Origin of the sequence: Agrobacterium sp. GD03872, from assembly GCF_029840625.1 — a bacterium.
GTDB classification, from domain to species: domain Bacteria; phylum Pseudomonadota; class Alphaproteobacteria; order Rhizobiales; family Rhizobiaceae; genus Agrobacterium; species Agrobacterium fabrum_A.
The window spans coordinates 302,080-315,562 of the sequence record NZ_JAOCCY010000005.1 but is presented as its reverse complement, the minus strand read 5'-3'; the positions used below and the strand labels follow the sequence as shown (position 1 = coordinate 315,562).

Sequence of the window (13,483 nt, the reverse complement as noted above, 5' to 3'; positions counted from 1 at the left end):
TTTGCTGGAATGTATGGAGTAATATCTTATGAGTGATGATCTTTCCAAGCGTCGGCTAGGGCGCGGTCTTGCCGCATTGATCGGAGAAATGGACCAGCCCGTACCGGTGGGTGAGCCTCAGCGCGCTGTTAACGCTGATCGTACCATTCCGATAGAATTCATCGCTCGCAGCCAGAGAAACCCGCGGCGTCATTTTGATGAGAATGAGCTGCAGGATCTTGCAGCTTCTATTCGCCAGCACGGAATTGTTCAGCCTGTGGTCGTACGAACGGTTGCGGTCAACCGTTACGAGATTATCGCCGGTGAGCGGCGTTGGCGGGCGGCGCAGCTGGCCGGCTTCACGGATGTGCCTGTCATTGTTCGTGATGTGGATGATCGCACGGCGCTGGAACTCGCCATTGTCGAAAACGTGCAGCGTTCCGATCTCAATCCGCTTGAAGAAGCGATGGGGTATGAGCAGCTGATCGCCGAACATGGCTATACGCAGAACGATCTCGGTGAAATCATCGGCAAAAGCCGGAGCCACGTTGCCAATAGTTTGCGGCTCCTCAAGTTGCCTGATCCGGTGCGGGATATGCTGTCGGATGGCTCGCTTTCTGCCGGTCACGCACGGGCGCTGGTGTCCACCTCCGATCCGGCGACGTTGGCGCGGACAATCGTGTCAAAAGGACTGTCGGTGCGTGATGCCGAGCGTCTGGCGCAAAACGATATCAAATCACAGGGTGAAACTGCTGAAAAGCGCCCGAGTGCGGAGAAGGATTCGGATACGATTGCGCTCGAACGCAGCCTCTCTGACGCACTTGGCCTTGATGTAAAGATAAGCCACAAGGGCGGATCTGGGCAGATTCGTATCGGCTACCGTACGCTGGAACAGCTTGAGGCCGTCTGCCGGCTGTTGGAACAGAAATAGTTAAACAACTGTTTTAATTGATAAATACCCGCATTTGGCGGGTATTTTCATTCCAGGAAGGCTCAAAAATCGATGGCCCGGCCTTTTATTTCGTAGTCACCGAAACGCACCGGTTCCGCGCCGCCGCGTCCACCCGTTTCAGGCGGCAACTGAAGGTCCGCCTGTTGCCGACGGCGCTCTTCCGCTTCCTGCAAAGCACGTTGCGCCGCGGGCGAAAGCTGCTTCACCTTTTCCACGTCCTTGTCCGTGGTGTTGTCATTATCCGCATTCTGCATGAAATCCTCCCTATGACGGGATATTGAAATACGTTTGCCGCGTACCAGATTATATAATCGAACGGGTTTTATAAACCCTGCAATATCCCGGATAAGTGATAAGGAGAATTTGACGGATGAACATGATGCGCACGGCAATGCTTCTGGCCTTCATGACCGCATTGTTCATGGGTGTCGGTTTTCTGATTGGCGGCAAGGGCGGTATGATGATTGCGCTGCTCATCGCCGCCGGTATGAATCTCTTTTCCTATTGGAATTCGGATAGGATGGTTCTCTCCGCCTATCATGCGCGGGAGATCGATGAAGCGAATGCGCCCGAATTCTTTCACATGATCCGCGATCTCTCGCAGAATGCCGGTCTGCCAATGCCGAAGGTCTATATTTACGACAGCCCGCAGCCCAATGCTTTCGCCACCGGTCGAAATCCGCAGAACGCGGCTGTCGCCGCCTCGACCGGACTGCTGGAACGCCTGACGCCGGAGGAAGTGGCCGGTGTCATGGCGCATGAACTCGCGCATGTGCAGAACCGCGATACATTGACCATGACGATAACAGCCACGCTGGCGGGTGCGATATCCATGCTCGGCAATTTTGCTTTCTTCTTTGGTGGCAACAGGGAAAATAATAATAACCCGCTGGGTTTCATCGGCGTCTTGGTCGCAATGATCGTGGCGCCGTTGGCGGCAATGCTGGTGCAGATGGCGATCAGCCGCACGCGGGAATATTCAGCCGACCGGCGGGGCGCGGAAATCTGCGGCAACCCGCTCTGGCTCGCCTCGGCCCTGCAAAAAATCTCGGGCATGGCTCAGCGCATTCACAATGATGACGCCGAACGCAATCCGGCGACGGCGCATATGTTCATCATCAATCCCCTCTCCGGCGAGCGCATGGATAATCTCTTTTCCACCCATCCAAATACGGAGAACCGCGTGGCGGCACTGCACGCCATGGCGCAGGAGTTTTCGCCGCGAGGATCGACGCCGCCGCCCTCGGGTGATAGACCCTTGCGCAAAGCAGGCTCCGTACCCAAAACAGGCTGGGGACGAGGCGATGAAAACGAGCGCAAGGGACCGTGGTCTTGACATCCGATATTCAGAATAAGCCGGTGCGGTCCAGAAAACCGAGGCCGGGAAATGGAAGGGGCCGTGAAGACGGCCCTTCGTCTTTCCAGGATAAGCCGGGCCTTGCCGCGCGCATTGCCGCCACCCGCATTCTGGCGGCCGTGCTTGAGAAGAAGACTTCACTCGATGGAATGCTCGATAGCGAAAACGGTAATCCCATCTACCGCGCCCTGTCCGTTGCGGACCGGGCACTCGTGAGGGCCATCGTCAACAGCGCGCTTCGCCATCTTCCCCGCATCGAGGCGGCGTTGTCGATGCTGCTTGACGGCCCGCTACCGCAGGGTGCGCGGTCGCTGCATCATGTTCTTGTCGTCGGTGCGGCGCAAATGCTCTATCTTGATGTGCCCGATCATTCCGCTGTCGATCTGGCGGTGGAGCAGGCTCACCGCGATCCGCGCAATCGCCGTTTCGTCAAACTGGTCAATGCCGTGCTCAGACGACTCGGCCGTGAAAAAACGGAGATTGAAAAGGCGATCGCCGATGTTGCGGTGCTGCCGGATTGGTTCTATGCGCGGCTCGTTTCGGCTTATGGCGATGAGGTGGCTCAGAGGATTTCGGAGGCGCAGCTGACGCCCTCTTCCATTGATCTCACGGTCAAGGCCGATCCCGCTCTTTGGGCGGAGAAACTGGGCGGCACGCTCATGCCGAATGGCAGCGTGCGCCTGGGGGAATTTGAAGGCCAGATTCCGTCGCTTGACGGTTTTGCCGAGGGTGCATGGTGGGTGCAGGATCTTGCGGCCAGCATGCCGGTCAGGCTGCTCGGCGATATCTCCGGCAAACGCGTCGCCGATCTCTGCGCTGCGCCGGGTGGCAAGACTGCTCAGCTTGCTCTGGCGGGCGCCAGGGTAACGGCGCTGGACCAGTCCGGCAATCGCCTCCGCCGTCTGCGGGAAAATCTCGACCGGCTTGGCCTCAAGGCTGAAACGGTTGAGGTTAACATGCTGAAGTATCAGCCGGAGCAGCTTTTCGACGCTGTTCTTCTCGATGCACCCTGTTCTTCCACAGGAACACTCCGCAAGCATCCCGATGTCTGCTGGACCAAGGATGAAAACGACATTGCCAAGCTTGCCGCGCTTCAGGGCCAGATGTTGCGGCATGCGCTGACCCTGGTAGGTCCCGGCGGCCTCGTGGTCTTCTCCAATTGTTCGCTCGATCCTTCCGAGGGTGAAGCGATGATTGCCGATGTTCTGGCGGAACATCCGGGTGTCGAGCGTGTCGCCGTGCGCAGGGAGGATTGGCCCGGAATGGAGGCCGCGATCAGCACCGATGGCGATCTTCGCACGACGCCTGACATGTTCGGCGGCGTCGATGGGTTTTTTAGCAGTGTCTTGCGTAAGAAGTAGAAAAAAGCCAAGCTTTCGCGAATCATTAGATATTTATCGAAAACGTTCCGGTCGTCGCGGTTCACTGATAAAAACAAAACATGTGAAACGGGAAACACAGCTTGTTAGGGTCCTTTGCAGGCAGCATGAATGCCGCCGGTCTTCTGTCGCGGATGGCGTATCGTCATCTGTGTGTCGGCCTCACGCCTTTGCGTTTGCATATGTCGCGGTTTGCCAACCGCGTGCCCGATGGTCTGGTGGCCGCGCCGACCGATCTCAGGGCAATCGATCCCTATTTCGCCGAGGAACTGTTGCGCGGCCGCATTGCATTGGCCGGGCGGGTGGTCGAAACCGCTGGCGCTTCGCCATTTCAGGTGGAATATCCTTCGGCGGTTTTTGAAGAGCGGCTGCATGCATTCAGCTGGCTGCGGCATATTCGCTCGGATAAATCGAGCGAAGCCTGCAAACGGGCGCGCCGTATCGTTGCCGAGTGGATGGCACTTCACGGCAAACGGCTTACCGGGACCGCCTGGTCACCGGAAATTGCGGCGCAGCGGCTGATTGCCTGGCTTTCGCATTCTCCCGTGGTTTTGTATGAGGCCGATGCGGGTTTTTATCGCCGTTTCCTGAAAAGCCTTGCCTTCCACGTGCGTTATCTCGAGCGGATCGTTAAACATGCGCCGGATGGCGAAGCGCGGCTGAGGATCAGGATCGCGCTTGCCATGGCTTCCATCGCCATGCCCACACGTTTGTCGCGGATCACCCGGAACGGAACGAAGCTGGCTCAGGAAATGGAACGCCAGATTCTGCCCGATGGCGGGCATGTTTCCCGTAATCCGCGGGTGATGCTGGATTTGTTGCTTGATCTTCTGCCGCTGCGGCAAAGCTACATCAACCTCGGCCACGATCTGCCCCCCGGTCTGGTGCCGGCGATTGACCGGATGTTTCCGGCGATCCGGTTTTTCCGGCATCAGGGCGGCGATCTCGCCTTGTTCAACGGTGCGACGGCGACGCTTGCCAACGAACTCGTTTCCGTGCTGCGTTACGATGAAACCGCCGGCCGGCCATCCAGGGTCCTTCCGGATGTGAATTATCACCGGCTTGCGACGGATGAGACGGTCATCATCGTGGACACAGGTCACCCCGGCTCGGCGGAACTTTCACGGAGTGCCCATTCGGGGTGCCTGTCCTTCGAAATGTCCTGCGGCAAGAACCGGTTCATCGTCAATTCCGGTTTTCCGCGCAACGCCGCGCCGGAATACCAGCGGGCCAGTCGGTCCACTGCGGCGCATTCCACTGTTACGCTTGCGGATACTTCGTCTTGCAGATTGTCGCGTTCCAGGCTGCTTGGCCCGATCATGGTTTCAGGTGTGAGTGAGGTCGATAGCCGACGTGGAATGGATGCAAATGGTAACGACGTCCTATGGGCGTCCCATGACGGCTATCTGCAGAATTTCGGCTGTTATCACGAACGGGAAATAGAATTGAATGCGGCAGGCACCAAGATAAAAGGCCGCGACCTGCTTCGAGCGGATGAAAGTGCGACGAAGGCGCAGTTGCAGTCAGTCTCGGCCGTGTCGCGTTTCCATATTCATCCCCATATACAGCTGCACCAGCGGGATGAGGAGTCGGTCTATCTGGAGGCCGCCGACGGAACCACCTGGCTGTTTTCCGCGCCTGGACTGGAGCTTTTTGTTACCGAGGATGTCTTCATGGCCGATGCGTCGGGCATGCGTCCCTCGCAGCAGATCGAGCTTCCCTTCAATCTCGTGAATACACGGGAAATTCGCTGGCTGATCGAACGTCAAGCCTAGGCAATTTTTCCGGCTCAGCCGGGCAAAAACTGCATAGTTCTCGCCGTTCTGCGTCCCCGCTGTTTATTAATGCGATAAGCTGTGTTAACGCGGCGGCAATTGCTGGATCATTCCCATTCCAGCCTGTCCTCCCCGTGAAACGGAGTATGCCCGATGGCCGTCGCGTCCAAAAAAATCCCCGCCCCCGATAAGGTCAAAATCCGCACGGCGCTTCTTTCGGTGTCCGACAAGACTGACATTATCGAGCTGGCGACGGTTCTGTCGAAGCTTGGCGTCAAGCTGCTGTCGACTGGCGGAACGGCGAAAGCCATTGCCGAAGCAGGCCTGCCTGTGACGGATGTCTCCGACGTAACGAATTTTCCCGAGATCATGGACGGCCGCGTCAAGACGCTGCATCCCAATGTCCATGGCGGGCTCCTTGCCATCCGGGACGATGCGGAGCATGTCGAGGCGATGAAGGCGCACGGCATCGAGGCGATCGACCTCTCGGTCATCAATCTCTATCCCTTCGAGGAAGTTCGCGCCAAGGGTGGCGATTATCCAACGACGGTGGAAAACATCGATATTGGCGGCCCGGCGATGATCCGCGCTTCCGCCAAGAATCATGCGTATGTCACGGTGGTTACCGATCCGTCTGACTATCCCGATCTGGTTGAGGCCCTGCAGGCTGATGACGGCCAGACGTCCTATGCGCTGCGCCAGCGTTTTGCCGCCAAGGCTTATGCTCGCACCGCCGCCTATGATGCGGTGATTTCCAACTGGTTCGCCGAAGCGCTTGCAATCGAAACGCCGGATTACCGCGCTATCGGCGGCGCGCTGAAGGAAAAGATGCGGTATGGCGAAAACCCGCACCAGAGCGCTGGTTTTTACCTCACCGGCGAAAAGCGTCCTGGCGTTGCAACGGCGACGCTTCTTCAGGGCAAGCAGCTTTCCTATAACAACATCAATGACACCGATGCAGCTTACGAGCTCGTGGCGGAATTCCTGCCGGGAAATGCGCCGGCAGTCGCTATCATCAAGCATGCCAATCCCTGCGGCGTGGCGACGGGTCCGACACTTGCCGAAGCTTACCGGCGGGCGCTGGCATGCGATTCCGTTTCCGCTTTTGGTGGCGTGATTGCCCTGAACCGCACGCTTGATGCGGAAACGGCGGAAGAGATCGTCAAGCTCTTCACCGAAGTCATCATTGCGCCCGATGTGACCGAAGAAGCCAAGTCCATTATTGCCCGCAAGCCGAACCTGCGCCTTCTGGCCGCTGGTGGCCTGCCTGATCCACGCGCGGCCGGTATTACCGCAAAGACCGTCTCGGGCGGCCTGCTGGTGCAGAGCCGCGACAATGGCATGGTCGAGGATCTGGACCTCAAGGTCGTCACCAAGCGTGCGCCGACGTCGCAGGAACTTGAAGACATGAAGTTTGCCTTTAAGATCGCCAAGCATGTGAAGTCCAATGCCGTCATTTACGCCAAGGATGGGCAGACCGCTGGCATCGGTGCCGGCCAGATGAGCCGTGTGGATTCGGCCCGTATCGCTGCCCAGAAGGCGGAAGATGCCGCCAAGGCTCTTGGCCTTGCCGAACCGTTGACGCGCGGCTCCGCCGTCGCTTCGGAAGCATTTTATCCCTTTGCCGACGGTTTGCTCGCCGCGATTGCTGCGGGTGCTACCGCTGTCATCCAGCCGGGCGGCTCGATGCGCGATCAGGAAGTGATCGACGCCGCGAATGAGCATAATGTGGCAATGGTCTTTACCGGCATGCGCCACTTCCGCCACTAAGCGCGGAAACAACCAGGAATAACGAAGGCCCGGAAATCGCTTTCCGGGCCTCTTGTTTCACGTGGGACAGTCTTGGTGCCGCAGGTTCAGGTCACGGCCCCAACCTGCCACGGCACAAATTCATTGTCGCCGTAGTCGTAGATCTCGCTGACGGTCTTGTCGCCGGAAGCGACGGCCAGAATATGCTCGAAAATTCGTTTGCCGGATTCTTCGATAGTTTCAGCGCCGGTGACGATCTCGCCGCAATTGATATCCATGTCTTCCTTCATGTGTTCATACATTTCGGAATTGGTGGCTATCTTGATGCAGGGTGACGGCTTGAAGCCCGAAACCGAACCGCGGCCGGTGGTGAAACAGATGACGTTGCAGCCGCCGGCGACCTGGCCGGTGACGGCAACGGGATCATAGCCGGGCGTATCCATGAAGACGAAACCCTGTTCCGTTACGGTCTCGGCAAATTCATAAACCGCCTTCAGCGGCATGGAGCCTCCCTTGGCGACCGCGCCCAGTGATTTCTCCAGAATGGTCGTCAGGCCGCCCAGCTTGTTGCCGTGAGAGGGGTTGTTGTTGAGTTCATCGCCATTGCGGGCCGTATAGTCCCGCCACCAGTCGATGCGCTGCAGCAGTTTCTCGGCCACGGCGGGCGTGACGGCGCGTTTTGTCAGCAGATGCTCGGCCCCGTAAATCTCCGGCGTTTCCGAGAGGACGGTGGTGCCGCCGTTGCGGACGATGAGATCGGATGCATAGCCCAGGGCCGGATTGGCGGATATGCCTGAATAACCATCCGAGCCTCCACATTCCAGCGCCACTTTCAGCTTGGAGAGCGGCTGTTCCGTGCGGCGGGCGGCATTGACCATCGGCAGCATGGCCCTAATCTCGGCAATTGCCGCATCGATCGTCTTGCGGGTGCCTCCATGCTGCTGGATCGTCATTGTGCGCAGCCGCTCACCCTCTTCCATCTTGTAGTGTTCGAGGATGGGTGCGATCTGGTTGGTTTCACAACCGAGGCCGATCAGCAGAATGCCGCCGAAATTGGGATGGCGGGCATAACCCTGGATGGTACGGATCAGCAGGCGGTAACCTTCCGATTTGGTATTCAGCGCGCAGCCGCCGCCATGGGTCAGTGCGACGACGCCATCGACATTGTCGAAACCATCAAGGCCGCCCTGCTTGTTGAAATAATCCGCGATATAACGCGACACCGTGGCGGAACAGTTCACCGAAGCGATGACGCCGATATAGTTTCGTGTCCCAACGCCGCCGAGGCCGCGGTCATAACCCCTGAACGTCCGGCGCTCGGCTTCCGGCACCATGCCCTTTTCTTCTATATCAACGCTGAACTGATGTGCGTGTTCGGAAGGCACCATGGCGAGATTGTGCAGGTGCACGTGCCGGCCGGGCTCGATATCCTGGGTGGCGATACCGATGACCTGTCCGTATTTCAGCACCTCATCGCCCGATTTGATGAATTTGAGCGCCACCTTGTGCCCGCGCCCGATCAGTTCGAGCGCCGCCAGACCGCCCCTGCCCGTCGCGCCGCCGGCCGGAATGGACCGACGCGCCACCGCGACATTGTCGTTGGCGTTCAGCAAAATGGTTGCCTCGGAATTCTCACTCACGGATTTTCCTCCTCCCGGTATATTGCCTGCTATGTTTCTAGATCAGTTTTCGACCCAGCGTCTCTTCGAACCTTCCAGATGGATATGCATGGCGGCCTGCGCCAGCAGCGGATCTTTCAGTTCAAGCGCCGCCAGAATGGCCTCGTGTTCTTGAAGCGCATGTGTCCAGGTATCGCGATCTTCGAATTTCACGCGAAGCTGGGCCGAAATGGGGCTGTGGCGCTCATCGAAGAGGTTCGCCACCATTCGGGTGAGAACGCTGTTACCGGATTGCTCGGCGATGGTGACGTGAAACAGCCGATCCTGATCCAGAGGCTTGCGACCGGCCTCGATTTCCCGCTGCATGGTATTGAGTATCTGGCGGAGGGTCGCGATTGTCTCATCGGTCATCCGGCTTGCCGCCAGAACGATGGTCGCTCCTTCCAGTGCAGCACGCGCCTGCATCAGTTCGGAGGGGCTGTCACCCAGCGACTTGGTATGATGGGTCGTCTGCAGCGCTTCCACCGATACATAAACGCCCGAGCCCATGCGAATTTCGACGGTGTTATCGATTTCAAGCGCAATCAGCGCTTCGCGCAAGGACGGCCGCGATACACCGAGCTTCTGCGCCAGCTCCCGCTCAGCGGGAAGCCGCGTGCCGGGCAGGAATTCGCCGATATCGATGAGTTCACGTATCTGGTCCGCAATCTGCTGATAAAGCCTGCGCGGTTCCGCTATTTTGGCCTGACCATTCATATGTTTTCTGATGTGTCCTGTCCGCAATGTCTATTTGGCCTTACCGTAGCGCCAAGCGCAAAAATACGCAAGAAATTACTTAACTATATGAATGTACGTAGTTATTATGGAAGTGTCTTTGAACTTGTTTTTCGACATCGGGGAGGCGTAATCAATTTTTGACCAGATTGGCTTGACCATTCTGTAAAACCGGCCTAACCATTTGGCCTGTTCATGGCCCCGGTGGAGCGGGAGCACGGGTGGGAGGTTTTTCTGATGTCGCAGGGCGCATCGACAATTCGGGGCGAATTTTCGCCTGAGGGGATGGCGCGCGCGGAGCGTTCGGTCCTTCTGCGTCTCGAAAACATCAGCAAGGAGTTTCCGGGCGTCAAGGCGCTGTCGAATGTGCATTTCGATCTGCGCAGCGGCGAGGTGCATGCCGTCTGCGGCGAGAATGGTGCGGGAAAATCGACGCTGATGAAAATCATCAGCGGCGTCTATCAGCCGAGCGACGGCACCATCCTGCACAAGGGCGTGAAGGTGCAATATGCATCGCCGCTGGAATCCGAAGCTGCCGGCATCGCCATCATTCACCAGGAACTCAACCTCGTTCCACATCTTTCGGTCGCTGAAAACATCTATCTTGCGCGCGAGCCGCGCCGTGGTTTCCTTGTCGACCGCAAGAAGCTGCGGCTTGACGCCAAACGCTGCCTCGACCGGCTGGGCGTCGATATCGACCCCGACCAGATCGTACGTGGTCTCTCGGTCGCGCAATGTCAGATGGTGGAAATCGCCAAGGCGCTCTCTCTTGACGCCGAAGTGCTCATCATGGACGAGCCGACCTCGTCGCTGACCGAGCAGGAGACGCGGCTCCTGTTCAAGGTTATCCGCGATCTCAAGGCATCCGGTGTCGGCATTGTCTATATTTCCCATCGTCTCGACGAAATGGCTGAAATCGTCGACCGTGTGACGGTTCTGCGTGATGGACGTTATATTTCGACCGACGATTTCGCTTCTATCACCGTCGACGACATTGTCACACGCATGGTTGGGCGCTCGCTGGAGGACAAATTCCCCGAACGCACGTCCCGCCCGACGGAGGACATCATCTTCTCCGTCGAAGGCCTGACGCGCAGCGGTGTGTTCCACGACGTCGGTTTTTCGCTGCGGCGTGGGGAAATCCTCGGTTTTGCCGGGCTGATGGGCGCCGGCCGCACCGAAGTCGCCCGGGCGATCTTCGGCGCCGATCCGCTCGACGCGGGCAGGATCGTTTTCAACGGGCGCGAACTTTCGATCAGCTCGCCGCAGGACGCCATCCGGGAGGGCATTGCCTATCTCTCGGAAGACCGCAAAAGCGATGGCCTCGCCATCAAGATGTCGGTTGCGGCCAATACCACGCTTGCCAATCTCGGCGAGGTTTCCAACCGTTTCGGCCTGATCGATTTCAAGAAACATGACGATGTGGCCAAGCGCTATGTTGACCTTCTGAATATCCGCACCCCCTCGACCGAGCAGACCGTTCGGCTGCTTTCAGGCGGCAACCAGCAGAAAATCATCATCGGCAAATGGCTGTTCCGGCAGTCGCGTGTGCTGTTCTTCGATGAGCCGACACGCGGTATCGATGTCGGCGCGAAATTCGCGATCTACAAGATCATGGACGAGCTGGCCGCACAGGGCATCGGCGTCATTCTCATCAGCTCGGAACTGCCGGAAATTCTCGGACTGACGGATCGTATCGCCGTTTTCCATAAGGGCCGCATCACGGGCGTGCTCGAAACCGCCAAGACCAATCAGGAAGAAATCATGCGGTATGCGTCCGGTTACGGCCGGGCCGCGCAGTGAGGAACGACATGGCCAATATTGCAGAACCCAAGAAGAGCTTTGCTGTCAGCGACCGCCAGAAGGACATTATCCAGAAGTTTGCGGCACTCGGTAGCCTTTTTGCGCTTGTCGCGGTCTTCTCCGCAACCAGCAGCGCTTTCTTCACCGTCAATAATGGCATGACGATCGCTTTGCAGGTCACGTCCATCGCACTTCTCGGCATTGGCGCAACCTGTGTCATCATCACCGGTGGCATCGATCTTTCCGTCGGTTCGGTACTGGCGCTTGCCGGTGTTGTTGCAGCGCTTGCGGTGAAGGAACTCGGAATGCCGGTGCCGGTCGGCATGTTGCTCGGCATTCTGACGGGGTCGCTCTGTGGTTTCATCAACGGCCTTCTGGTCACGCGTTTCAAGCTGCCGCCCTTCATCGCCACCCTCGGCATGATGCTGATCGCCCGTGGCGTGGCGCTGCAGATCACCGGTGCGCGCGCCGTTTCCGGCCTTGGCGAATCCTTCGGCGAACTCGGCAATGGCGCTCTCTTCCGCATCGTCAATATCGGCGACGACGGCTTTCCGAACGTCGTGTTTCCCGGCATCCCCTACCCCGTCATTCTGATGGTGGTGATTGCGCTTGCGGTTTCCTTCATGCTCAACCGCTCGATCCTCGGCCGTCACATCTATGCTGTCGGCTCCAATGCGGATGCAGCGCGTCTCTCCGGTGTCAATGTCGCCCGCGTCACCAATTTCACCTACATCCTGTCCGGCACACTCGCCGGGCTGACGGGCTGCGTGCTGATGTCTCGTCTCGTCACGGCCCAGCCGAATGAGGGTGTGATGTATGAGCTGGACGCCATTGCCAGCGCCGTTATTGGCGGCACATCGCTGATCGGCGGCGTGGGCACGATTTCCGGCACGGCCATTGGCGCCTTCGTCATCGGCATCCTGCGCAACGGTCTCAACATGAATGGCGTGTCCGCCTTCACGCAACAGATCATCATCGGCCTCGTCATTCTGGTCACCGTCTGGATCGACCAGTTGCGCAACCGCCGCTGATCAAGGGCCTGCGGACCCTTTCCGCAAAAAAGATCGGCAAGGGGAGGCCCGGTATGCCGACATCACGGAGGAAGAAATGAAGAAAATTGCGACTGCCCTTCTGACATCCACAATCGCGCTGTGGAGCGTTTCCACCGTGCAGGCAGGCGAAATCGCCGTCATCGTCAAGACCGTCAATTCCACCTTCTGGCAGAACGTTCAGAAGGGCGCCGACGCGGCGATGAAGAACTCTTCGGGCAACACCATGACCTTCCAGGGTCCGGCGGCCGAATCCGCGATTGCCGACCAGGTCAACATGGTTGAAAACGCCATCAACCGCAAGGTCGCCGGCATCGTGCTTGCGCCTTCCGATCCGGACGCGCTGGTTCCTGCCGTCAAGAAGGCTTGGGAAGCCCGTATTCCCGTGGTGTTGATCGACTCGCAGCTGGCGAGCGGCTCGGAGCAATATTACCAGTCGTTCCTGGCGACCGATAACAAGAAAGCCGGCGAACTGGCTGCACAGGCGCTGATCGACAAGGTGGGCAAGGAAGGCAAGATCGCCGTCATGTCCTATGTCGCCGGTGCCGGTTCGGAAATCGGCCGTGTCGGCGGTTTCACCGATTACATCCAGATGAATTCCAATCTGAAGATCGTCGGCCCGTTCTATTCGCAGTCGCAGATGGCGACCGCGCTGAACCAGACCACCGACGTTCTGGCCGCCAATTCCGACCTCAAGGGCATTTTCGGCGCCAATGAGCCGACGGCAATCGGTGTTGGCCGTGCGCTTGCCCAGAGCGGCAAGGCCGGCAAGGTCGTCGCCATCGGCTTCGACGGCAACCAGGACCTTCAGGGCTTCGTCAAGGATGGCACGCTGGCCGGCATCGTGGTTCAGGGTTCCTACCAGATGGGTGAAAAGGGCGTGGAGACCATTTCCAAGCTCATCAACAAGGAAAAGGTCGAGAAGTTCGTCGATACCGGCGTTGTTGTTGTCACCAAGGACAATATCGAAAAGCCCGAAGCCAAGAACGTTCTTTACTGATTGCATGATGACGCGCCGCTGTGCGGCGGCGCGTCCTTCCAAAGACA

At 58.4% G+C, this 13,483-nt stretch carries 11 protein-coding genes; 8 read left to right on the top strand and 3 right to left on the bottom strand.

Going from position 1 to position 13,483, the window contains the following annotated elements:
* Window positions 1-28 precede the first annotated feature (28 nt).
* The gene (locus N5D22_RS15305; protein WP_279656474.1) at window positions 29-910 is read left to right on the top strand and encodes a ParB/RepB/Spo0J family partition protein; all 882 of its coding nucleotides are present in this window, start codon (window positions 29-31) and stop codon (window positions 908-910) included.
* A gap of 62 nt (window positions 911-972) precedes the next feature.
* On the opposite strand, the gene N5D22_RS15300 is transcribed toward N5D22_RS15305, so the two are convergent.
* On the bottom strand, window positions 973-1,185 hold the full coding sequence (locus tag N5D22_RS15300; RefSeq protein WP_279656475.1) for a DUF1674 domain-containing protein: 213 nt from the start codon (window positions 1,183-1,185) through the stop codon (window positions 973-975).
* A 116-nt stretch (window positions 1,186-1,301) separates the two neighbouring features.
* Here N5D22_RS15300 and htpX point away from each other — a divergent pair, with 116 nt between their 5' ends.
* From htpX to purH, 4 genes are all read left to right on the top strand, one after another.
* Window positions 1,302-2,267: a zinc metalloprotease HtpX gene (htpX, locus tag N5D22_RS15295; RefSeq protein WP_279656476.1), complete on the top strand. Its 966-nt coding sequence runs from the start codon at window positions 1,302-1,304 to the stop codon at window positions 2,265-2,267.
* Window positions 2,264-3,649, top strand: coding sequence for an RsmB/NOP family class I SAM-dependent RNA methyltransferase (locus N5D22_RS15290; RefSeq protein WP_279656477.1), 1,386 nt, complete (start codon window positions 2,264-2,266; stop codon window positions 3,647-3,649). Before htpX ends, N5D22_RS15290 begins: the two co-directional genes overlap by 4 nt.
* A gap of 125 nt (window positions 3,650-3,774) precedes the next feature.
* Window positions 3,775-5,442 carry a heparinase II/III family protein gene (locus N5D22_RS15285; protein ID WP_279656751.1) on the top strand — a complete coding sequence of 556 codons (1,668 nt, stop codon included), beginning with the start codon at window positions 3,775-3,777 and terminating at the stop codon, window positions 5,440-5,442.
* A 153-nt stretch (window positions 5,443-5,595) separates the two neighbouring features.
* The gene (purH, locus tag N5D22_RS15280; protein WP_279656478.1) at window positions 5,596-7,212 is read left to right on the top strand and encodes a bifunctional phosphoribosylaminoimidazolecarboxamide formyltransferase/IMP cyclohydrolase; all 1,617 of its coding nucleotides are present in this window, start codon (window positions 5,596-5,598) and stop codon (window positions 7,210-7,212) included.
* An 86-nt stretch (window positions 7,213-7,298) separates the two neighbouring features.
* Here the strand turns inward: purH and N5D22_RS15275 are convergent, their stop codons facing one another.
* Entirely contained in the window at window positions 7,299-8,831 is a 1,533-nt protein-coding gene (locus N5D22_RS15275; RefSeq protein WP_279656479.1) for an altronate dehydratase family protein, read from the bottom strand.
* 42 nt (window positions 8,832-8,873) lie between these two features.
* Window positions 8,874-9,566, bottom strand: coding sequence for a FadR/GntR family transcriptional regulator (locus N5D22_RS15270; protein ID WP_279656480.1), 693 nt, complete (start codon window positions 9,564-9,566; stop codon window positions 8,874-8,876).
* A gap of 255 nt (window positions 9,567-9,821) precedes the next feature.
* On the opposite strand from N5D22_RS15270, the gene N5D22_RS15265 reads away from it, so the two are divergent.
* From N5D22_RS15265 to N5D22_RS15255, 3 genes are all read left to right on the top strand, one after another.
* Window positions 9,822-11,387 carry a sugar ABC transporter ATP-binding protein gene (locus N5D22_RS15265; protein ID WP_279656481.1) on the top strand — a complete coding sequence of 522 codons (1,566 nt, stop codon included), beginning with the start codon at window positions 9,822-9,824 and terminating at the stop codon, window positions 11,385-11,387.
* A gap of 8 nt (window positions 11,388-11,395) precedes the next feature.
* Window positions 11,396-12,418 carry an ABC transporter permease gene (locus tag N5D22_RS15260; RefSeq protein ID WP_279656482.1) on the top strand — a complete coding sequence of 341 codons (1,023 nt, stop codon included), beginning with the start codon at window positions 11,396-11,398 and terminating at the stop codon, window positions 12,416-12,418.
* Between the two features lie 76 nt (window positions 12,419-12,494).
* On the top strand, window positions 12,495-13,436 hold the full coding sequence (locus N5D22_RS15255; protein WP_279656483.1) for an ABC transporter substrate-binding protein: 942 nt from the start codon (window positions 12,495-12,497) through the stop codon (window positions 13,434-13,436).
* Window positions 13,437-13,483 lie beyond the last annotated feature (47 nt).